Origin of the sequence: Microbacterium sp. LEMMJ01, from assembly GCF_002114135.1 — a bacterium.
GTDB lineage: Bacteria > Actinomycetota > Actinomycetes > Actinomycetales > Microbacteriaceae > Microbacterium.
The window spans coordinates 1-21,226 of sequence record NZ_NCTV01000030.1 but is presented as its reverse complement, the minus strand read 5'-3'; the positions used below and the strand labels follow the sequence as shown (position 1 = coordinate 21,226).

The following is a 21,226-nucleotide window of genomic DNA, read 5'->3' as shown; positions in this document are numbered from 1 at the left end:
GTGGCAGGCTCCGGTGCCAGGATTGCGGAAGAATGGAGAGCATGTCTTCCACCACTTTCGAGCGCACTCAGCGCGTCGCCGTCCTCGGCGGCGGACCCGGCGGTTACGAGGCGGCCCTGGCGGCCGCCCAGCTCGGAGCGGAGGTCACCCTCGTCGAGCGCGTCGGTGTCGGCGGTTCGGCCGTGCTCACCGACGTCGTGCCGTCGAAGAGCCTCATCGCGACGGCGGACGCCGCTGTCGCCATCTCCGAGGCCAGCGACCTGGGCGTGAACTTCTACGCCAAGGGCGAGAACGGCAAGCCGCTCAAGCCGGAGATCGCCATCAACCTCGCCGCCGTGAACAAGCGCCTCGTGGCGCTGGCCGGTCAGCAGTCCGAGGACATGCGCACCACCCTCCTCGACGCGGGCGTGCGGATCCTCTCCGGTCACGGCCGGCTGGAGGGTCCGAACGCGATCGTCGTCTCCACGGGCGAGCGGGGCACGGACTTCGACCGCGTCGAGGCCGACACCATCGTCGTCGCGGTCGGCGCCTCGCCGCGCGAACTCGACTCCGCCAAGCCCGACGGCAAGCGCATCCTCACGTGGACCCAGCTCTACGACATGAAGGCGCTGCCCGAGCACCTCATCGTCGTCGGCTCCGGCGTGACCGGCGCGGAGTTCGCGTCCGCCTACATGAACCTCGGGGCGAAGGTCACGCTCGTCTCCAGCCGCGAGCAGGTCCTCCCCGGCGAGGACCAGGATGCGGCGCGGGTGCTGGAGAAGGTGTTCAAGCGCGGCGGCATGCAGGTGCTGTCCAAGTCGCGGGCCGAGAAGGTCGAGGTCACAGGCGACGGCGTCACCGTGACCCTGTCGGACGGTCGCACCGTCGAGGGCAGCCACTGCCTCATGGCTGTCGGCTCCATCCCGAACACCGCGGGCATCGGCCTGGAGGAGGCCGGCGTCGAGCTCGACGATTCCGGTCACGTCCGGGTGAACCGCGTCGCGCGCACCTCGGTGCCGAACGTGTACGCGGTCGGGGACTGCACGAACTTCTTCCCGCTGGCCTCGGTGGCCTCGATGCAGGGGCGGACGGCGGTGTTCCACGCGCTGGGGGACATCGTCATCCCGCTCGAGCTCATCAAGATCACCTCCAACATCTTCACGGCGCCGGAGATCGCGACCGTCGGATACGGCGTCAAGGACGTGGAGGACGGCCTCGCCGACGGCATGGTCTACAAGCTCCCACTCGCCGCCAACCCGCGCGCGAAGATGATGGGCATCAAGGACGGCTTCGTCAAGCTCATCGCCCGCAAGGGCTCCGGCACGGTGATCGGCGGCGTGATCGTGGCGCCGAAGGCCTCGGAGCTGATCTACCCCATCGCGATCGCGGTCGAGCGTCGCCTCACCGTGGACCAGGTCTCCCGCGTGTTCGCCGCGTACCCCTCGCTCTCGAGCAGCATCACCGACGCGAGCCGCGCGATGCACCTCGTGAACATCTCCTGACCGAGACCCCGCGCAATCGCCGAGACCCCGGGCTGCAGACATCTGCAGCCCGGGGTCTCGGCGTGAAAGCGGGGTCTCGGGGTCAGGAGATCGTGAGGAGCTGGTGGCCAGCGGAGACCGTGGTGCCCGCGGCGGCGTCGATGTTGCCCACCACGCCGTCCTTGTGCGCCTGCAGCGGCTGCTCCATCTTCATCGCCTCGAGGACGACGACGAGGTCGCCCTTGACGACCTGCTGCCCCTCCTCGACCGCGACCTTGACGACCGTGGCCTGCATCGGCGACTTCACCGCGTCGCCGGAGGCACCGGCGTTGGCGACCGTGGCGTGGCTGCGGCGCGACGGCGGCACGGCCACCGGGCGGCCGGTGGTGCCGGGCGCGACCGCGACGCGATCGGGCAGGCTGACCTCCAGGCGCTTGCCGCCGACCTCGACGACCACGGTGTGCCGGGCGTTCGCCGGAGCCGGCGCCTCGAGCTCGCCGTCCCACGCGGGGATGTCGTTGTCGAACTCGGTCTCGATCCAGCGCGTGTACACCCCGAACGTCCCGTCCTCGGCCGTGAAGGCGGGGTCGCGGACGACCTTGCGGTGGAAGGGGATGACGGTGGGCAGACCCGCGACCTCGAACTCGTCGAGGGCCCGACGCGCGCGCTCCAGGGCCTCGGCGCGGTCCTTGCCGGTGACGATGATCTTGGCGAGCAGCGAGTCGAACGCGCCGGACACCGCGTCCCCGGCGGTGACGCCGGAGTCGAGGCGGATGCCGGGGCCGCCGAAGGTCTTGAAGACGTGGATGGGGCCGGGCTGGGGGAGGAACCCGCGACCCGGGTCCTCGCCGTTGATGCGGAACTCGATGGAGTGACCCTGCGGCTGGGGGTCGTCGTAGTCGATCGTGCCACCGGCGGCGATGCGGAACTGCTCGCGGACGAGATCGATGCCGGTGACCTCCTCGGACACCGGGTGCTCGACCTGGAGGCGGGTGTTCACCTCGAGGAAGGAGACCGTGCCGTCGGCGCCGATGAGGAATTCGCACGTGCCCGCGCCGACGTAGCCGACCTCCTTGAGGATGGCCTTGGACGCCGAGTAGAGCTTCTCGTTCTGCTCGGGCGTGAGGAACGGGGCCGGTGCCTCCTCCACGAGCTTCTGGTGTCGGCGCTGCAGCGAGCAGTCGCGAGTCGAGATGATGACGACGTTGCCCTCGGCGTCGGCGAGGCACTGGGTCTCGACGTGGCGGGGCTTGTCGAGGTACTTCTCCACGAAGCACTCGCCGCGGCCGAAGGCGGCGACGGCCTCGCGGGTGGCGGATTCGAACAGCTCCTCGACCTCGTCGAGCTCGCGGGCGACCTTGAGGCCGCGTCCGCCGCCGCCGTAGGCCGCCTTGATCGCGATCGGCAGACCGTACTCCTGGGCGAAGGCGACGACCTCGTCGGCACCCGAGACCGGGCCGGGGGTGCCGGGCGCGAGGGGCGCACCGACCTTCTCGGCCACGTGGCGGGCGGTGACCTTGTCGCCGAGCGCCTCGATCGCCTCCGGGGAGGGGCCGATCCAGATCATCCCGGCGTCGATCACCGCGCGCGCGAATTCGGCGTTCTCCGCGAGGAAGCCATAGCCGGGGTGCACGGCGTCGGCACCGGCGCGGCGGGCGACGGAGAGGATCTTCTCGATCTGGAGGTACGTCTCGGCGCTGGTCGCGCCACCGAGCGCATACGCCTCGTCGGCCAGGCGCACATGCAGCGCGTCCCTGTCCTGGTCGGCGTAGACGGCGACCGAGGCGATCCCGGAGTCACGAGCGGCACGGACGATGCGGACGGCGATCTCGCCGCGGTTGGCGACGAGCACCTTCGCGATTTCAGGCATGGTTGCCAGCCTAGCGAGTAGCATCCCGATACTTTTGACGACTCTCGACAAGAAAGAGGGAAAAACGTGGAGGGGAGTCTACGACCACAGATCCGTCCACCGGACCCCGAGGTCGGCGGTGAGGCGGCGCACGGTGGACAGCGACATGCCCACCACGGTGGAGGGATCGCCCTCGACCCGGGTGATGAAGGCGCCGCCGAGGCTGTCCACGGTGAAGGCCCCCGCGACGTGCAGCGGTTCCCCCGATGCCACGTACGCGGCGATCTCCTCATCGCTGATGTCCTCGGCGAACGTCACAGCGGCTTCCGCGACCGCGGTCGCCTCGACGAGAGCCGCGCCGGGGGAGACACGGAACACGGAGTGCCCGGAGTGCAGCACGCCCGTGGCACCGCGCATCTCCTGCCACCGGCGTGTGGCCTCCTCCGGCGTGTAGGGCTTGCCGTACACCCGCTCCCCGAGCGCGAACATCGAGTCCCCGCCGATGACGATGCCGTCGAACGCGCCCTCGGCGGCCAGCCGCTCGGCGACGGCCGCGGCCTTGGCACGGGCGAGCAGCAGCACCAGGTCGGCGGGTGCGACGGGACCCATGCGCTCCTCGGCCGCGGCGGCGAGGGCGTCCTCGTCCACCTCCGGCGACAGCGTGAGGGGTTCGATGCCGGCCTGACGCAGCAGCATGAGCCGGGCGGGGGAGGTGGAGGCGAGGCAGACGCGCATGGAGACCACCGTATCCTCGAAGGATGACTTCCTCCGCAGCCGACGTGCTCGATCTCGACATCACCGGCATCGCCCACGGAGGCACCTTCATCGCCCGTCACGAGGGCCGTGTGATCTTCGTCTCGGACGCGATCCCGGGCGAGCGCGTCCGTGCCCGCCTGCTGGATCCGTCCCCCGCCGCCGGGGAGCCGGACACCCGGAGCTTCTGGCGCGCCGAGACGCTCGAGGTCCTCGACGCCTCCCCGCATCGCCGGCCGCACATCTGGCCGGAGGCGGACGTCGCGCACGACCCCGCCCAGCGACCCGGCGGCGCCGACCTCGGGCACATCGAGCTCGACCACCAGCGCGCGCTCAAGCGACAGGTGCTGGCGGAGGCGTTCGACCGCTTCGCCGGTCCCGGACTCGAGGCCCCGGAGATCGAGGCCGTGGAGTTCGGCGACGGGACGGGGTGGCGCACGCGGGTGACCCTGCACGTCGACGATGCCGGGCGGATCGGTCCCTTCGCCGCCCGCAGCCACCGCGTGGTGCCGGTGTCGACCTACCCCCTCGCCCGCCCCGCGATCACCGAGGCCGCCCTGGCCCTGCAGGGCGAGAAGCCCGGGCGCATCGAGCTCGTGGAGCCCGCGGACGGCCGCGTGCGCATCCTCCGGCACCCCGAGGCCGAGCGCCGGGCGCCCAGGGACCGCCGCCCCCGGCCGAAGCCCGAGGTGGTGCAGGAGCGCGTCGGCGACCGCACGTTCGACGTCGACGCCGGCGGGTTCTGGCAGGTGCACCCCCGCGCCGCCTCCGTCCTCGACGGCGCCGTGTACGGGCTGCTCGACGGACACGTGGAGCCGGACGCGACGCACTACGACCTGTACGGCGGAGTCGGCCTCTTCGCGCGGACTCTCGCCGATCTCGGCGGCACCGACGTCGTGACCGTCGAATCCAGCCGCCGCGCGACGCAGCACGCCGCCGCGAACCTCGCCCCGCTCGACGTGACCGCCGTCACGGCCCGGGTCGACCGCTTCCTGCAGCAGCCGCGGCGCGGGGGCGCGACGGGGGCGGTGGTGCTCGACCCGCCCCGGTCCGGCGCCGGACGCGCGGTCGTGGAGGGCGTGCATGCGCTGGCTCCGTCCGCGATCGCCTACGTCGCCTGCGACCCCGTCGCCCTCGCGCGCGACCTCGGTACCTTCCGGGGTCTGGGGTGGCAGGTCGACGCGCTCCGCGGGTTCGACCTCTTCCCGCACTCGCATCACTTCGAGGTCGTCGCCCTGCTCACCCGGTGAGCGCATTCCCGGGCCCCGGTCCGCGACTCACTAGGCTGTGGGCATGAGCACCGTCGCCCTCATCGACGACCACGAGTCCGTCCGCCTCGGCCTCGAGGCCGCGTGCGCCAGAGACGGGCAGACCGTCGTGTTCACCGGGAGCACGGTCGGCTCCTACCTCGTGTGGCGGTCCTCCACAGGCGCCCCGCCGGCCGACGTCGTCGTGCTCGACCTGACGCTGGGGGACGGGACGACGGTGACGGAGAACGTCGTGTCCCTCGTCGCCGACGGCGCCAGCGTCGTGATCCACAGCGTCGCCGACCGGCCCGCAGCGGTGCGGGAGGCTCTGGCGGCGGGGGCGGCCGGTGTCGTCAGCAAGTCGTCGGCCCTCGACGACGTGCTGGACGCGATCCGCACCGTGGCGCAGGGCGAGGCGCTGAACAACGTCGAATGGGCGAGTGCGGTCGACGGCGACCGCGCGTTCGCCGATGCCCAGCTGTCCAGCCGCGAGCGGGAGGTGCTGCGTCTGTACGCGACGGGCCTGCCGCTGAAGGCCGTGGCCGAGCGTCTCGGCGTCGCGTACTCCACCGCGAAGGAGAACATCACCCGGATCCGGGTGAAGTACGTCGAGGTCGGTCGGCCGGCGCCCACCAAGGTCGATCTGCTGCGACGCGCGATGGAGGACGGCATCGTGACGGCCGACGGGGCGCCGAGTGCCCGCTGAGCCGCTGAGCGTCCGCGACGCCTGGAGCAAGATCCCTTCTCCCGGCAGCGCGGAGAACGGCTTCGAGCGGTTCACCGGCAAGCGGATGGAGCGCATCCTCGCGATCGTCGTCGCCCTGGGGTCGGCCGTGCTCGGAGCGCAGGCGCTGATCGCGGCCGTGCAGACGATGTCCCGCGCGGACGCGCCGCACATCTCGATGCTCGTCGCCGTCTTCGTACCGCTGACCGCGATGCTCGTCGCCTGTCTGGTCGGACGCGGCGTGCGCCTGGCCGCGGGGGTGTTCGCCGTCGTGTACGTGCTCGCGCTCGCGGCGTGGCCCATCGTCGTCGACCCCACGGACAAGGTGGCGGGCGACCAGCCGTGGATCTTCTTCCTCGTGAACGTGGGCGTGGTGGCGGCGATGCTGGCCTTCCCCGTGCGGTTGCAGTTCGCATGGGCCGTCGGCGTGCCCTTCGTCTACGGGTACGTGCGTCTGGTGCAGGGGGAGTTCTCCCGGGAGTTCTGGGTGACGACGGCGTTCGACGTCTCCTTCACGCTGATCCTCGGCGTCGTGATCGTGTCGCTCGGGTGGATGTTCCGTTCGGTCGCCGCGGGCGTGGACGAAGCGCGGGGGACGGCCGTGGCCTCGTATGCCACGGCGGCCGCGGCCGCGGCTGCGGAGGAGGAGAGGGTCGCGATGTCGGCCCTCATGCACGACAGCGTCCTCGCGGCTCTCATCGCCGCCGAGCGCGCGGAGGGCGAGCGGGCACGGGAGCTCGCCGTGGCGATGGCCAGAGAGGCCCTCACGCGGCTCGCGAACACCGAGGCGGCGGTCGCGGAAGAGGGCAGCGACGAGCCGGTGGGGGCCGCGCAGATCGTCGTGGAACTGCGACGAGCACTCTCCGAGCTGGGCGCGGACGCCATCGTGGAGGAGCGCGGCGGCAGCGGCCTCGTCCCGGGGCGGGCCGCGCGGGCCCTCGTGCTCGCCGCCCGCCAGGCGATCGGGAACGCCGTCGCGCACGCCCACGGTCGTGGTCTGCACATCCTCGTCGTCGGTCACGGTGACGAGGGCATCGCCGTGACGATCTCGGACACCGGCGGCGGCTTCGACGTCGACGCCATCGGTCCCGACCGGCTCGGCATCCGCGCCTCGATCCTCGCCCGCATGGCCGGTGTGGCCGGGACCGCGCACATCTCCTCGGATGCGGAAGGCACCGTCGTGACCCTCGGGTGGGAGCGCTCATGAACCGGACCGTCCGCAGCGTCGCCACCTCGCTCGCCGTCGGCTTCGCGCTGTACTTCGTCGCCCGGGGGATCTGGTGGATCGAGCAGCCGACGGCTCCGCTGCTCATGGTCCTCGCCATCGCCGTGTACCTCGTGGTGGTGAACATCGCGATCCTCGGGAGTCCGGTCACGGTGCGCATGCCGCTGTGGTCGGCGCTCCTCGCCCTCGGAGCGAGCGCGGTCATCCCGGTGCTGGTCACCCTCTCGCTGGATCCCGATGATCGGACGGCGCCCTTCGCCACCTGGTACATCGGAGCCCTGGGGCTGCTCGGCATCGTGTGCGTGGTCCGTCGCCGCGCGTGGGCGGGCTGGGCGACGCTGGTCGTGCTCGTCGTCGCCGCCTCCGCCGCCCTCGGGTTCGGAGTGGCGTTGAACCTCGGCGTCGTGGGGTCGATCATGTGGGTCGCGGTCGCCCAGCTCCTGGTGATGTTCTGGGACCGCGCCGTGAGCGACACGGAGCGCCTGTCGGAGATCCAGCAGGCGGTGTCGGCTTGGCACGCGACGCAACGGGTGCGCCAGCGCGAGCGCCGCCTCCGTACCCAGTTCGCCCTCGCGGTCGCCGGCCCCGTCCTCAGCCGGGTGGTGGCGTCACGCGGCCAGCTCGACGAGGACGAGCGGCTGGAGGCGCGGCTCGCCGAGGGGCGCCTCCGCGATGAGCTGCGCGGGGCGGACCTGCTGAACGACGACGTCCGCAACGCGATCGATGCCGCCCGCCGTCGCGGCGCCTCGGTGACCGTGTTCGACGAGGGCGGACTCGACGGCGTCGACGAGGGCCGCCGCATGGAGATCCGCGACGAGCTCGCGTCGGTGCTCCGCAGCGCCGGGACGGGGCGCATCATCATCCGCTCCGCACGAGACCCGCTCGTCGCCGTCACCGTCGTCGGTCGCGCGGGTCTGCGGGCATCGGACGACGATTCCGTGGACCTGTGGCACGAGATCACGAGGGAGCGGCGCGGGACGACGTCCGACGCGCGGAGATGAGAGTGGGCGAGGGGCGGCGAATCCGCCTGCCCCTCGCCGTGCGGACAGTTACCCGAAAACCGTCCGCTGGTGGCCGATCAGCGTCTGCCTACCCTGGGACAGAGAGACCAGCCGAACGCGAAGCGTCTCCTCTAGTCTGCGGTCCCGAGCAACGGTTGTCTGTAGGTATTTTGGGGGACAAGATCCGGGCCGGAACTCAGCCGGCGAAACGTCCCCAGGGGATGTCCCGGCGCAGGGGCCGGCGCAGCGGACGCTGGGTGCGGGTCCACGCGGAGACCCGCGGCTCCTCGACCGTCGCCTCCGCCTGCTCGTTCGCATAGGCGTCCCCCAGAACCGCGATGAGGGCAGCGAGCTCCTCCTCGTTCGCGGTGCCGCGGGTGACCTCCAGCATCACGGGCGCAGGCGCCGCCCCGTCGACGGCGGGTTCCTGGCCGCTCACAGCGGGATGTTCCCGTGCTTCTTCGGGGGCAGCTCGGCACGCTTGCCCCGCAACGCCCGGAGAGCCTTCGCGATGGCCACCCGCGTGTTCGCCGGCTCGATGATCCCGTCGAGCTCGCCGCGCTCGGCCGCGAGGAAGGGCGAGGCCACGTTGTACGTGTACTCGTTCGCGAGGCGCGTGCGGACCGCCGCCACGTCTTCGCCCGCTTCCTCCGCCTTGCGGATCTCCCCGCGGTAGAGGATGTTGACGGCGCCCTGTCCGCCCATCACGGCGATCTCGGCGGTCGGCCAGGCGAGGTTCACGTCGGCGCCGAGCTGCTTCGACCCCATGACGATGTACGCGCCGCCGTAGGCCTTGCGGAGGATGACGGTCACGAGCGGCACGGTGGCCTCCGCGTACGCGTAGAGGAGCTTGGCGCCGCGGCGGATGACGCCGGTCCACTCCTGGTCGGTGCCCGGGAGGTAGCCGGGGACGTCGACGAGGGTCACGATGGGGACCGAGAACGCGTCGCAGAAGCGCACGAACCGGCTCGCCTTCTCGCCGGCCTCGATGTTGAGCGTTCCCGCCATCTGGGACGGCTGGTTGGCGATGATGCCGACCGAGCGGCCCTCGATGCGTCCGAAGCCGATGACGATGTTCGGCGCGAACAGCGGCTGCACCTCGAGGAAGTCGCCGTCGTCCACGACGTGCTCGATCACGGTGTGGATGTCGTACGGCTGGTTCGGGGAGTCCGGGATGAGCGTGTTGAGCGCGCGGTCCGCGTCGGTGGTCTCGAACTCGAACGCGCTCTCGTAGGAGGGCAGCTCCGCCATGTTGTTGTCCGGCAGGAAGCCGAGGAGCGTGCGGGCGTAGTCGATCGCGTCGTCCTCGTCCTCGGCCAGGTAGTGCGCGACACCGGAGCGGGTGTTGTGCGTGTAGGCGCCGCCGAGCTCCTCCATGCCGACGTCCTCGCCGGTGACGGTCTTGATCACGTCGGGTCCGGTGACGAACATCTGGCTGGTCTTGTCGACCATGATGACGAAGTCGGTGAGGGCGGGGGAGTAGACCGCGCCGCCGGCCGCCGGGCCCATGATGATCGAGATCTGCGGGATCACGCCCGAGGCGCGGGTGTTGAGGCGGAAGATCTCGCCGTACTTGCCGAGGGCGACGACGCCCTCCTGGATCCGCGCGCCGCCCGAGTCGAGGATGCCGATGCAGGGCATGCCGCCCGCCAGGGCGAACTCCATGATCTTGACGATCTTCTCGCCGGCGACCTCGCCCAGCGACCCGCCGAAGGTGGAGAAGTCCTGCGAGTACACGGCGACCGTGCGGCCGTGGATGGTGCCGACGCCGGTCACCACGGAGTCGCCGTACGGACGCGAGCGATCCATGCCGAACGCGGTCGTGCGGTGCCGCACGTACTCGTCGAACTCGACGAAGCTGCCGGGATCGACGAGGAGTTCGATGCGCTCGCGGGCGGTCATCTTGCCCTTGGCGTGCTGCTTCTCCTTCGCCTTGGCCTCGGCGTCGACGACGGCCTCGGTGTAGCGAGCGCGCAGGTCCGCGATCTTTCCGGCGGTGGTAAAGGGGTCGGGCTTGTCCGTCACGGATTCCACCCTAGCGTCGGCTCTGCGCCGTCCGTTGGATGATCGGCACAACGGGGCGGCAGATCCTTTGGCGAGGTGCGCGCTCGCTCACCCCGCGGTCGTGTCGGAACCCGGTCGCGGCGGCAACCCGTGATCGCCCTCGGCGGGACCGGCGTCGAGCTCTTCCGTGGGGTGCTCGCGTCGGCGACCGGCGATCTCGCCGACCCGGTGCCCGACCCATCCCGCGCCGCGCGCCACGGTGCCCGCGGCTCCCGCGACCGCGTTGCCGGCGTAGCGCGCTCCACGCAGCATCCGCAGCTCGACCTTCTCGGCGCCGGGCACGGGCTCCAGCTCCGCGGGGAGGGTGAGCGGTGCGGCTCCGAAGGCCCGGTGCGAGGTGGTGAGGACCCGGCGTCCGAGGATGTGGTTGCCCGCGCCGCCGATCGCCGCGCCGATGCCGAACGGCATCGCCTTGCCGAGGAACGATGCCCCGCCCCTGGCCGCGAACTGCTTCACGAACATCCCCTTGAGCTGGTCCACGAGCGGTCCCACGGCGGCGCGGGGGAGCGACTTCGTCACCAGCTCGCCCCAGTACGCCGATCGGCTGCTGCCGCGACCGGTGACCTGCCGGGCGAGCTGTCCGACGAGGTCGACGCCCTCCTTGCCGAGCATGAGGGTCATGACGAGAGCGCGTGCGCGGTCGGGGTTGCCGACGGCGATGCCGTGCACCTCGGCGACCGACTGCGCGAAGAGGGCGGTGGATTCCACGAATCCCACCGTTTCGACGCCGGAGAGGGCGAGCGTGATGCCCGTGCCGATACCGGGGACCACGGCGGTCGCCCCCACCGCGGCCCCGCCCGTCGTGACGGCTGCGAGATAGCGGCGCTCCAGGATCCGGATGATCTCGTCGGGGGTCGCGTGCGGGTTGCGCAGCCGGATGCTGCGGATGTGAGCGAGGACCAGCGGGCGCTGGATCGAGAGCACCCGATCGAGCCCGCGGACCATCATCGGGTGCTCGGGGGAGCCGACCGGGGGCACGCCCTTGTCCCACGGGGCGTCGTCCGGCAGGGAGTGGATCTTGTGCACCTTGGGGGCCATGTGCCGATCCTATGAAGCGCGACCGCGAAAACACCGAGAGCCCCGGTCCGTGGCGGAACGGGGCTCTCGGAGGGGAGCGTCACACGAAGAGGTTCGCGCGCTCCAGGTCTTCCGCGAAGTCGACCTCGACCGCGTACAGGTCGGAGACGTCCATCGGCTCGAGCAGCAGGCCGTCCTCGGCGATCGCCAGCTCGAGACCGCGCTCGAAGTAGTCCTGATCCTCGACCCGCTGCAGCTGGCGCATGAACGCCTTCTTGAAGCCGGAGGAGATGTAGTTGATGCCGACCGCCTCGCCGAGGCCGCCCTTGACGGACTTCGACAGCTCCTTGATGAAGCCCTCCGCGGTGACGGTGTACTTCACCTCTTCGTCGCTGACCTTGGCGGTGTTGACGGTGACGAACGACTGGTCGCGCTCGATGTACGCGGCGGCGCGGCCGAGGATCATCGGGTCGAAGACGACATCGCCGTTCATCCACAGCACACCGCTCCTGCCGGTGGCGCCCAGGGCGCGCAGGAGGCTCTTCGAGGTGTTCGTCTCGTCGTAGCGGTCGTTGTGGACGTAGTTCACGGAGGGGAAGGCCTCGATGATCGTCTCCGCGCGGTAGCCCACCACCGTGGTGATGCGGGCGTCGGAGCCGAAGGCGGCGCGGATGTTGTCGTGCTGCTGGCCCATGATCGTGCGGCCGTCGCTGAGCTCGGTGAGCGGCTTGGGCAGCGCGCGGCCGAGGCGGGAGCCCATGCCCGCGGCGAGGATGACGGTCTGAAGAGTCACGAATACTCCTAAAGGAAGTTGTGTTCACGGCCGGTTCACCGACCAGACACTTCGTCGTGCCGGGAATCATGGTAGCGATTCCCCCTGGAAAGCCCGGGGCCAGGTGGGCCCCGTTGCCATTTCGTGACCGAGTACACACGCAACGCACAGGGACGACAACCCCCTTGCAAAACCGGCGGACAAGGGGTTCAGGTGGCGGAATCGCGCGTGGGGCCTTGGCTCTCAGCCACCCGTTGATACCGTAGGACGGTGACTTCCTCCCCTGATGACCCCACCCCCCAGGCAGAGGGAGCCGAGACTCCGGCCGAGGCCCCCGCGCCCGTTCGGAAGCCGGCAGCCAAGAGGCCTGCCTCGTCCTCTGCTGCCGCGAAGAAGGCGGCCGCGACCTCGACCGCGGGCACGTCCGCCGCGGACGCGTCGACGGCGAAGAAGAAGACCGCAGCGAAGACCCCTGCGGCGAAGACCCCTGCGGCGAAGACCACGAGCGCGAAGTCGACGAGCGCGAAGACCGCGGCCTCGACGTCCACCGCTGCGAAGTCCCCGGCGGCGAAGACCACGGCGGCGAAGTCCCCGGCGGCGAAGACCACGAGCGCGAAGTCGCCTGCGGCGAAGACCGCCGGTGCGACGTCGAGCGCAGGCAAGACCGCGGGTGCGAAGGCCGCTTCGGCGAAGACCACCACGACGAAGTCCTCCACGACGAAGTCGTCCGCGGCGGCGAAGTCTCCCGCGGCGAAGTCTCCCGCGGCGAAGAAGCCGGCCGGCGCGCCGACCAAGGCTGCGGCCGAGAAGGCGGCCCCCTCGTCCGAGGTCGTGGTGGAGCCCACGCCCGCAGCGAGCGTGGATCCCGCCGCTGCGCGCACGGCCTCCGCAGCCCGAACGGCCGCGATGAAGAACACCGCGGCGCGCACCACCGGCTCTAAGCGTCCGTCCGCGACGACCACGAAGCCGAGTACGGCTGCCGCCAGGACGACGGCCGCCAAGACGGCTGCGGCCAAGGCCGCGGCGGCGAAGACGGCCGCCGCGAAAGCATCGGCGGCCAAGACGACGGCCAAGACCACCGCCGCCAAGACCGCGGCGGCGAAGGCGGCCGCGGCCAAGGCGGCTGCCGCGAAAGCCGCGGAAGCAGAGGCGGCGGAAGCAGAGGCTGCGGAAGCACAGGCCGCGGACGCCGAGGCCGCTGCGGAGACGCAGCCGGAGGACTCCGGCCCCGTGTCGTCGCCGACCGCGTCCGCAGTGGCCACCGACACCGCCTCGGCCGAGACGGCGTCGGACGACGGCATCACCGAAGCTGCGACGCTCGTCGAGGACCCCGCGGTCACCGAGGACCGTGCCACGGAGCCCGCCGTCGAGGTGTCCGACACTGCTCTGCCGGTGACGACGGAGCCTGCACCGGAAGACGGCCGCGTCGCGGAGGTCGAGATCGTCGAGGTGGTCGACGCGGTGATCGCCGAGGAGCCGCCGGCAGAAGCCGATGACGACGCGGCGGCGGAGCCCGGCACCGAGGCCATCCGCATCCGCGGCCTCGTGAAGCAGTTCGGTGAGAACCGCGCGGTCGACGGCATCGACCTCACGGTGCCCGCGGCCTCCTTCTACGGCATCGTCGGGCCGAACGGCGCCGGCAAGACGACGACCCTGTCGATCGTCGCCGGCCTCCTGCGCGCCGACGAGGGCAGCGTTCTCATCTGCGGCATCGACCAGGCGACCGACCCGCTCGCCGCGAAGCGCGTGATGGGCGTGCTGCCCGACCGGCTGCGCACCTTCGACCGCCTCACCGGGCGTCAGCTGCTCTACTACTACGGACTGCTCCGCGGGCTCGCCGCCGACGTCATCGAGAAGCGCACCGGCGACCTCGCCAGGGCCTTCGACCTCGGCGACGCCCTGAACCGGGTGGTGTCCGACTACTCGGCCGGCATGACGAAGAAGATCATGCTCGCGGGCGCGATGATCCACTCGCCCCGCGTGCTCGTCCTCGACGAGCCGTTCGAGTCCGTCGACCCCGTGTCGTCCGCCGTGATCCTCGACATCCTGCGGGCGTACGTGTCGCACGGTGGCACGGTGATCCTGTCGAGCCACGGCATGGACCTCGTGGAGCGCGTGTGCTCCCGGGTGGCGATCATCGTGAACGGCGAGGTGCTCGCCGAGGGCACGATCGACGAGGTGCGCGCGGGCCAGACGCTCGAGTCCCGATTCGTGGAGCTCGCGGGCTCCAGCGGCGAGGTGGAGGGGCTCGAGTGGCTGCACACGTTCTCCGACTGAGGTTCGCGCTCCTCCTGGGCGCTCTGCGCGGGGAACACCGGGTGCGCACCCTGCTCTCCTTCGGCGCGGTGATCGCGGTCACCGTGGTGGTGTGCGTGGCGGTTTTCAGCCTCGGCGGCGCCCCCGTCCCGGTATCCAAGGCGGTGACCGTGCTCGGCGGGGCGGCCGTCCTGCTCGGCTTCCTCGTGGGGCCCCTGCTCGTGGGGGCCGTCGACCAGCTCGATCCGCGGCGCTTCGCGGTGTTCGGCGTCGACGAGCGGAAGATGCCCTGGGTGCTCGCGATCGCGTCGCTCGTCAGCGTCCCGAGCCTCGCACTCCTCGCGGTCTACATCAGCGTGACCGTCGTCGCGATCAGGGCCGGCGCGCCGTGGCTCCCGGCCGTCCTCCTGGCGCTGATGGGGCTGCTGTCGACCATCCTCCTCTCGCGGGTCGGGATGGCGCTCAACGCGCTCCTGCTTCCGGAGCGCCGCTCCCGGGAGCTGACCGCGCTGTTCGCCCTCGCCCTGATCGTCATCGCGTTCCCCGTCGCGGTGTTCCTCGGCTCCCTCCGCTGGGACGGCGAGGTGCCGGCATCGCTGGCGACCCTGACCTCCGTGATCGGCTTCACCCCGCTCGCGGCCTCCCCGGCGGCGATGTTCGCGGCGGCGGAAGGGGAGACGGCCGCGGCCTGGATCAGCGGCCTGGTGGCCGTCGTCACCCTGGCGCTGCTGTGGCTCGCCTGGACCTGGTTCGTGCGTCGCCTGCTCACCACGACCGAGCGTCCGGTGGCGGCACGGGAACGGAGCGGACTCGGCTGGTTCGGTCTCCTGCCCTCGAACGCCTTCGGCGCCATCGCGGCCCGGAGCCTCGTGTACTGGCTGCGCGACCGCCGGTACATCATGAACATCATCGTGGTGCCGGTGGCGGGCGTGCTCACCGTGTTCCCCCTCATCGTCGCGGGTGTGCCGGTCGAAATCGCCGCCCTCGTGCCCGTGCCCGTCATGGCCCTGTTCTTCGGCTGGCTGCCCCACAACGACGTCGCCTACGATTCCACGGCTCTGTGGACCCACGTCGCGAGCGGCGTCCGCGGTCTTCCCGACCGTCTTGGGCGCCTCGTGCCGGTGCTGCTCGTCGCCGTCCCCGTGCTGGCGATCGCGGTGCCGCTCTCGCTGCTCCTCGCCGGTCGGTGGAGCCTCCTCCTGCCGCTGGTCGGTCTCGGAGCGAGCCTGCTGTTCAGCGCCCTCGGGATCTCCAGCGTGGTGTCCGTGGTCGCGCCTTACGCGGTCTCCCGCCCGGGGGACAGCCCGTTCCAGCAGCCGCAGCGGCCGACGTCCCGCGGCGTGTACGGCCCCGCGGCGGCGTTCCTCGGCGCGATCGTGCTGAGTGTGCCGACGATGTGGCTGTTCGCGGCGAGCATCGTCGCCGATTCCGGCTACGCGCCCGCCGCGTTCTGGGTCGGCATCCTCACCGGGATCGCGGTGTTCCTCGGGGGAGCCGTGCTCGGCGGCCGCATCTTCGAGCGCAGTGGCGAACGTCTGATGGAGTTCGTCGAGACCGCGTGAGACCGCCCCGCCGAGGGGGAGACGCGGCTAGAATCGCGGGATGAGTACTCCGCTGGACAGCCCCGATCAGGGCGGCGTGGCAACGCTTGATCGCGAACTGGAAGAACTCCTCCGCGAGGAGAACATCGAACCGGGCGACCACGAGCGCTTCTCGCACTACGTCAAGAAGGACAAGATCCTCGAGTCGGCGATCACGGGCAAGCCCGTCCGCGCCCTCTGCGGCAAGAAGTGGACGCCGGGCCGCGACCCCGAGAAGTTCCCGATCTGCCCGACGTGCAAGGAGATCTACGAGTCGATGGTCCGCTGACCCCGGTCAGTCGGCCTCGACGTAGACCGTCGGGATCGCGGGGTCGGACTTGCTGAGCGCGAGGGCGCGCACCGGCAGCTCTTCGCGGACGCGCAGGTGGTGTGCGCGGGCAGCGGCGGTCCCTGCAGCACCCTCGAAGGCGCTGTCGATCTCCCCGCCGTCGACGAGGGTCACCTGGAGCGGGCGTCCGTCCGGGTGCTCGGCAGGCGTGTCGAGTGCTTCGAACCCGTCGGAGACGACGACCGTCTCCGCCGCGGCGACTCCGTCGCTGAGCGTGCGGAACGCCGCCTTGCGGCCGCCGAACGAGGCCTTGTCGGCGGACGCCTTGGCGACCCCGATCCACGAGCCGTCGGCATCCTGCCGGGCCACGAGCTTGTAGACCATGCTCGCGGTGGGATAGCCGGAACCCGTCACGACGGACGTGCCCACGCCGTACGCGTCCACGGGCGACGCGGCGAGAGCGGCGATCGCGTACTCGTCGAGATCGCTCGTGACCGTGATGCGGGTCTCGGTGGCGCCGAGCTCGTCGAGCTGTGCGCGCACCTCTGCGGCGACGATCGGGAGGTCACCGGAGTCGATGCGGACGCCGCCCAGCCCGGTCCCGGCCACCCGGATCGCGGTCTCGACGCCGGTGCGGATGTCATAGGTGTCCACGAGGAGGGTGGTGTCCACGCCCATGCTCTCGACCTGCGCGCGGAAGGCGTCCTCCTCGCTGTCATGCAGCAGGGTCCACGAGTGGGCGGCGGTGCCCATGGTCGGGATGCCCCAGGAGCGACCGGCCTCGAGGTTGCTCGTGGCGCCGAAGCCGGCGATGTAGGCCGCCCGCGCCGCGGCCACGGCGGAGCGCTCCGCCGCGCGGCGCGAGCCCATCTCGGCGAGCGGTCGCTCCCCGGCAGCGATGCTCATGCGCGCGGCGGCCGTGGCGACGGCGGAGTCGTGGTTGAGTACGCTCAGCGCCAGCGTCTCCAGGACCACCGCGTCCGCGAACGAACCCTCGACCGTGAGGATGGGCGACCCGGGGAAGTAGAGCTCGCCCTCGCGGTAGCCGCGGACGGTCCCGGTGAAACGGTAGCGCTCCAGGGAGGCGAGGGTCTCGGCGTCGACGACGCGCTCGTCGCGGAGGAAGCGCAACTCGTCGTCCCCGAAGCGGAAGTCACGGAGCAACCCGAGCAGCCGCCCGGTGCCGGCCACGACGCCGAAACGGCGTCCGCCGGAGAGACGCCGGGAGAAGAGCTCGAAGACGCTCGGTCGGGACGCGGTGCCGTCCCGGAGCGAGGCGGCGAGCATCGTGAGCTCGTAACGGTCGGTGAGCAGCGCCGTCGACGTGGTCATGCGCTCAGCTTAGTGAGCGCCGCGATGCACGCGGCGCCGCGCACGCGGGTAGGCTTGGGGGTCATGAACGACGCGCCGATCGGGATCTTCGACTCCGGTGTCGGCGGGCTCACGGTGGCCAGGGCCATCCGGGCCCAGCTGCCCCGCGAATCGTTCGTCTACATCGGCGACACCGCGCACTCGCCGTACGGCCCCAAGCCCATCGCCGACGTGCGCCGCTACGCGCTCGAGGTGCTGGACACGCTGGTCGACCAGGGCGTGAAGATGCTCGTGATCGCCTGCAACACCGCCTCTGCGGCCATGCTGCGCGATGCGCGCGAGCGCTACGACGTCCCGGTGGTCGAGGTGATCGGTCCGGCAGTCCGGCGTGCGGTCTCGACGACGCGGAACGGTCGCGTCGGCGTGATCGGCACCGTCGGCACCATCGGCTCGCGGGCGTACCAGGACATGCTCGAGGTGAACGAGCGCCTGCAGGTGTTCACGGCGGCCTGCCCCCGGTTCGTCGAGTTCGTCGAGGCCGGCGTGACAGGGACCCCCGAGGTGCTCGCCGTGGCCGAGGAGTACCTCGCGCCGCTGCGGGAGGCCGACGTGGACACGCTCGTCCTCGGCTGCACGCACTACCCGTTCCTCCGTGGCGCCATCAGCTACGTCATGGGGGAGGGCGTGACCCTGGTCTCCAGCGACGACGAGACCGCGGGCGACGTGTACCGCCAGCTCGTGCGCGGCGATCTGCTGGCGCCGCCCGACGCCACCGCGAGCTACGTCTACGAAGCCACGGGCGCCTCCGCCGATGACTTCACGGCGCTCGCGAACCGGCTCATGGGCCGTGAGGTGCGCGACGTGCAGCTCGTCCAGACCGGCGTCATCACGCTTCCCGATTCCGCCCTCGACGCGCGCTGAGCCCGTCGCTCCATCCCCGACCGAGAGAAGCACATGACCGACATCGTCCGCGCCGACGGCCGTTCCACCTCGCAGCTCCGCGAGATCACCATCGAGCGCGGCTGGAGCGCGCAGGCCGAGGGCTCGGCTCTGATCAGCTTCGGCGGGACGAAGGTGCTGTGCACCGCCTCGTTCACGAACGGTGTGCCGCGCTGGCTCACCGGCAAGGGCAAGGGCTGGGTCACGGCGGAGTACGCGATGCTCCCGCGCGCGACGAACAGCCGCAACGACCGGGAGAGCGTGAAGGGGCGCATCGGCGGCCGCACGCACGAGATCTCCCGCCTCATCGGACGCGCCCTCCGCGCCGTCGTCGACACCAAGGCGCTGGGCGAGAACACCATCGTCATCGACTGCGACGTGCTCCAGGCCGACGGCGGCACTCGCACGGCGGCGATCACCGGCGCCTACGTCGCCCTGGCCGATGCCATCGAATGGGGCCGGGACAAGAAGTTCATCGGCAAGAACTCGACGCCGCTGCTCGACTCGGTCTCCGCGGTGTCGGTCGGCATCGTCGACGGGGAGCCGATGCTCGACCTCGCCTACGTCGAGGACGTGCGGGCCGAGACCGACATGAACGTCGTCGTGACCGGCCGGGGCCTGTTCGTCGAGGTGCAGGGCACGGCCGAGGGAGCGCCGTTCGACAAGCGCGAGCTCGACGCGCTCCTCGACCTCGGGGTCGCCGGCTGCGCGGAGCTGAAGGGCCGGCAGCTTGCCGCTCTGGCGGGAGCCTGAGCATGCGCGTCGTCCTCGCGACCCACAACCCGCACAAGGTCGCGGAGTTCCAGCAGATCGTCCAGCAGACGCGGCCCGACCTGGAGGTCGTCGGCTATGACGGTCCCGAGCCGGTCGAGGACGGGGTAACGTTCGCCGAGAACGCGCTCCTCAAGGCGCGAGCGGCCGCCGCGCACACCGGCCTCGCGGCGCTCGCCGACGACTCCGGCATCTGCGTGGACGTGCTCGGCGGGTCGCCGGGGGTGTTCTCGGCGTACTGGGCAGGACAGAAGAAGGACGCCACGGCGAACCTGGAGCTGCTGCTCGACCAGCTGCGTGACATCGCCGACCCGCATCGCTCGGCGCACTTCACCTCGACCATCGCCCTCGTCCTCCCGGACGGTCGCGAGCACGTCGTCGAGGGGATCTGGCCTGGACGCCTCGCCCACGAAGCCTCCGGGGGCGGCGGTTTCGGCTACGACCCGATCTTCATCCCGGACGGCCAGCCCGACGGCGCGGAGCGCACCGTGGGGGAGTTCACGGCGGAGGAGAAGCAGTCGCAGTCGCATCGCGCCCGCGCCTTCACGGCGCTCGTGCCGCTGCTCGCCGCGCTCTGAGGATCCCGCAGAAGAACCCCTGCTGACGGTGAGAATCGTTACTGTTCCCGACTAGGCGGAAACGGCCTCTCCGCACCCGCCCCCGGGCTAGCCTGGGGGCATGCACGATCATGCGCCCGCGCCCGGCGGTCTCCGTTCGGCGAGCAGCCGTCGCCTGCTCGCGATCTCGCTGACCCTCACGGCGACCGTGATGATCGTGCAGGTCGTCGGAGCCCTTCTCACGGGCTCGCTCGCGCTGCTCGCGGACGCCGCGCACATGTTCACGGACGCCTCGGCGCTCGTGATCGCCCTCATCGCCGCGACCGTTGCGGCGCGTCCTGCGGACGACCGCCGGACGTTCGGCTACCAGCGGGCCGAGGTGTTCGGTGCCCTCATCAACGCGGTCATCCTCATCGCCCTCGCCACCGTCGTCGCCGTGCAGGGGGTGCAGCGGCTGCTGAACCCCTCCGAGGTCGAGGTCGCGGGCGGGCTCATGCTCGTCGTCGCGGTCGTCGGCCTCGTCGCCAACGCGGTGTCGATGTGGCTGCTCAGCCGGGCCCAGCGCACGAACCTGAACGTGCGGGGCGCCTACCTCGAGGTGATGGGCGACCTGCTCGGCTCTCTCATGGTCATCATCGCGGCGGGCGTGATCCTCGTGACAGGCTGGATGCCGGCCGACGCGCTCGCCTCGCTGTTCATCGCGGCGATGATCATCCCGCGGGCGTTCGTGCTGCTCAAGGAGGTGTTCTCCGTGCTCGCCGAGTCGGCCCCGAAGGGCATGGCCGTCGGCGAGATCCGCACCCACCTGCTCGGCTACGACGGCGTCGTCGGGGTCCACGACGTGCACGTGTGGCAGCTCACCCGCGGGGCGCCCGTCTTCACCGCGCACGTCAGCGTGCGACCGGACCTGCTGGCGGACGGCCGTTCGGCGGCCCTGTTGTCGGAGATGCAGGCGTGCCTCGCGGATCACTTCGACGTCGCGCACTCCACGTTCCAGATCGAACCGGCCGAGCAGAGCGACTGCGAACCGCACCACGCGTGAGCGGCGCGCCGCTCACGCCTCGACGGTGATCTCGTCGACGGTCTTGTCCGGGCGCAGACCTCGCCAACGCGAGTGCCGGATGATGCCGTCCGGCGTCAAGTTCGCGAACTACACCTCGCCCACGAGCTCGGGTCGCACCCACAGGGCGTCGGAGGCATCGGGTCGGGGCACGCCGTCGAGCGGTGCCCGCGGCACGTGCAGCGGCTTCAGGCGCGCGAGGAGATCGAGAAGGATCCGGTCGGTGAATAAGGTGCCTACGAGGCCGAGGGAGCGGAGGTCGCCGCCCTCCGCGACCGCGAGGAGGAGAGAGCCGAGAGCGCCCTCCCGATCGCCCTTGCCCGGGCGGATGCCGACGATCACCGCCTCCTG

Annotated in this window: 20 protein-coding genes and 1 pseudogene; 12 read left to right on the top strand and 9 right to left on the bottom strand. The window is 71.2% G+C overall.

What is annotated here, in order from left to right; all coding sequences use genetic code 11:
* Window positions 1–32 precede the first annotated feature (32 nt).
* Complete coding sequence (locus B7W94_RS08895) at window positions 33–1,481, top strand: NAD(P)H-quinone dehydrogenase (protein WP_025105680.1); 1,449 nt, start codon at window positions 33–35, stop codon at window positions 1,479–1,481.
* A gap of 82 nt (window positions 1,482–1,563) precedes the next feature.
* Here B7W94_RS08895 and B7W94_RS08890 read toward each other — a convergent pair whose 3' ends face one another.
* On the bottom strand, window positions 1,564–3,330 hold the full coding sequence (locus B7W94_RS08890) for an acetyl/propionyl/methylcrotonyl-CoA carboxylase subunit alpha (RefSeq protein ID WP_085606015.1): 1,767 nt from the start codon (window positions 3,328–3,330) through the stop codon (window positions 1,564–1,566).
* A gap of 78 nt (window positions 3,331–3,408) precedes the next feature.
* Entirely contained in the window at window positions 3,409–4,044 is a 636-nt protein-coding gene (locus B7W94_RS08885) for a Maf family protein (protein WP_062766938.1), read from the bottom strand.
* Window positions 4,045–4,067: 23 nt separating this feature from the next.
* On the opposite strand from B7W94_RS08885, the gene B7W94_RS08880 reads away from it, so the two are divergent.
* Genes B7W94_RS08880 through B7W94_RS08865 form a run of 4 tightly spaced genes read left to right on the top strand, consistent with a single transcriptional unit; the run spans window position 4,068 to window position 8,259 of the window.
* The gene (locus B7W94_RS08880) at window positions 4,068–5,312 is read left to right on the top strand and encodes a class I SAM-dependent RNA methyltransferase (RefSeq protein WP_085606013.1); all 1,245 of its coding nucleotides are present in this window, start codon (window positions 4,068–4,070) and stop codon (window positions 5,310–5,312) included.
* 43 nt (window positions 5,313–5,355) lie between these two features.
* Window positions 5,356–6,015 (top strand): response regulator transcription factor, encoded by a 660-nt coding sequence (locus tag B7W94_RS08875; protein WP_060923517.1) that lies wholly within the window; start codon window positions 5,356–5,358, stop codon window positions 6,013–6,015.
* Complete coding sequence (locus B7W94_RS08870) at window positions 6,005–7,240, top strand: hypothetical protein (protein ID WP_085606011.1); 1,236 nt, start codon at window positions 6,005–6,007, stop codon at window positions 7,238–7,240. Before B7W94_RS08875 ends, B7W94_RS08870 begins: the two co-directional genes overlap by 11 nt.
* On the top strand, window positions 7,237–8,259 hold the full coding sequence (locus B7W94_RS08865) for a hypothetical protein (protein ID WP_025105328.1): 1,023 nt from the start codon (window positions 7,237–7,239) through the stop codon (window positions 8,257–8,259). The genes B7W94_RS08870 and B7W94_RS08865 overlap by 4 nt, the downstream gene beginning before the upstream one ends.
* Before the next feature lie 196 nt (window positions 8,260–8,455).
* Here the strand turns inward: B7W94_RS08865 and B7W94_RS08860 are convergent, their stop codons facing one another.
* The 5 genes from B7W94_RS08860 to B7W94_RS08840 form a co-directional block, all read right to left on the bottom strand.
* Window positions 8,456–8,698: an acyl-CoA carboxylase subunit epsilon gene (locus B7W94_RS08860; protein WP_253247416.1), complete on the bottom strand. Its 243-nt coding sequence runs from the start codon at window positions 8,696–8,698 to the stop codon at window positions 8,456–8,458.
* A complete protein-coding gene (locus B7W94_RS08855) occupies window positions 8,695–10,284 on the bottom strand; it encodes an acyl-CoA carboxylase subunit beta (protein ID WP_441338627.1) in 1,590 nt (529 codons plus the stop codon). The genes B7W94_RS08860 and B7W94_RS08855 overlap by 4 nt, the downstream gene beginning before the upstream one ends.
* Before the next feature lie 87 nt (window positions 10,285–10,371).
* Window positions 10,372–11,361: a hypothetical protein gene (locus tag B7W94_RS08850; RefSeq protein WP_253247415.1), complete on the bottom strand. Its 990-nt coding sequence runs from the start codon at window positions 11,359–11,361 to the stop codon at window positions 10,372–10,374.
* 79 nt (window positions 11,362–11,440) lie between these two features.
* Window positions 11,441–12,133, bottom strand: a complete 693-nt coding sequence (locus tag B7W94_RS08845; RefSeq protein ID WP_025105324.1) for a phosphocholine cytidylyltransferase family protein — start codon at window positions 12,131–12,133, stop codon at window positions 11,441–11,443.
* Window positions 12,134–12,321: 188 nt separating this feature from the next.
* On the bottom strand, window positions 12,322–13,044 hold the full coding sequence (locus tag B7W94_RS08840; protein ID WP_139833303.1) for a hypothetical protein: 723 nt from the start codon (window positions 13,042–13,044) through the stop codon (window positions 12,322–12,324).
* Here B7W94_RS08840 and B7W94_RS08835 point away from each other — a divergent pair.
* Genes B7W94_RS08835 through B7W94_RS08825 form a run of 3 tightly spaced genes read left to right on the top strand, consistent with a single transcriptional unit; the run spans window position 13,019 to window position 16,237 of the window.
* Complete coding sequence (locus B7W94_RS08835) at window positions 13,019–14,389, top strand: ABC transporter ATP-binding protein (RefSeq protein ID WP_025105322.1); 1,371 nt, start codon at window positions 13,019–13,021, stop codon at window positions 14,387–14,389. The two genes, B7W94_RS08840 and B7W94_RS08835, sit on opposite strands and share 26 nt — an antisense overlap.
* A complete protein-coding gene (locus tag B7W94_RS08830; RefSeq protein WP_025105321.1) occupies window positions 14,365–15,930 on the top strand; it encodes a hypothetical protein in 1,566 nt (521 codons plus the stop codon). The genes B7W94_RS08835 and B7W94_RS08830 overlap by 25 nt, the downstream gene beginning before the upstream one ends.
* Before the next feature lie 40 nt (window positions 15,931–15,970).
* Window positions 15,971–16,237 carry a DUF3039 domain-containing protein gene (locus B7W94_RS08825; protein ID WP_025105320.1) on the top strand — a complete coding sequence of 89 codons (267 nt, stop codon included), beginning with the start codon at window positions 15,971–15,973 and terminating at the stop codon, window positions 16,235–16,237.
* 6 nt (window positions 16,238–16,243) lie between these two features.
* Here B7W94_RS08825 and B7W94_RS08820 read toward each other — a convergent pair whose 3' ends face one another.
* Window positions 16,244–17,569: a nicotinate phosphoribosyltransferase gene (locus B7W94_RS08820; protein WP_085606003.1), complete on the bottom strand. Its 1,326-nt coding sequence runs from the start codon at window positions 17,567–17,569 to the stop codon at window positions 16,244–16,246.
* A 63-nt stretch (window positions 17,570–17,632) separates the two neighbouring features.
* Between B7W94_RS08820 and murI the strand changes: the two genes are divergently transcribed.
* The 4 genes from murI to B7W94_RS08800 all read left to right on the top strand — a co-directional run bounded on the left by murI (window position 17,633) and on the right by B7W94_RS08800 (window position 20,857).
* Window positions 17,633–18,469 (top strand): glutamate racemase, encoded by an 837-nt coding sequence (gene murI / locus B7W94_RS08815; protein WP_025105318.1) that lies wholly within the window; start codon window positions 17,633–17,635, stop codon window positions 18,467–18,469.
* Window positions 18,470–18,502: 33 nt separating this feature from the next.
* On the top strand, window positions 18,503–19,240 hold the full coding sequence (gene rph, locus B7W94_RS08810; protein ID WP_085606001.1) for a ribonuclease PH: 738 nt from the start codon (window positions 18,503–18,505) through the stop codon (window positions 19,238–19,240).
* 2 nt (window positions 19,241–19,242) lie between these two features.
* On the top strand, window positions 19,243–19,836 hold the full coding sequence (rdgB, locus tag B7W94_RS08805) for an RdgB/HAM1 family non-canonical purine NTP pyrophosphatase (protein WP_085605999.1): 594 nt from the start codon (window positions 19,243–19,245) through the stop codon (window positions 19,834–19,836).
* A 100-nt stretch (window positions 19,837–19,936) separates the two neighbouring features.
* Window positions 19,937–20,857: a cation diffusion facilitator family transporter gene (locus tag B7W94_RS08800; RefSeq protein WP_025105315.1), complete on the top strand. Its 921-nt coding sequence runs from the start codon at window positions 19,937–19,939 to the stop codon at window positions 20,855–20,857.
* Between the two features lie 108 nt (window positions 20,858–20,965).
* On the opposite strand, the pseudogene B7W94_RS08795 reads toward B7W94_RS08800, so the two are convergent.
* Window positions 20,966–21,226: pseudogene (locus tag B7W94_RS08795) on the bottom strand (ATP-dependent DNA ligase); the annotation flags it as partial.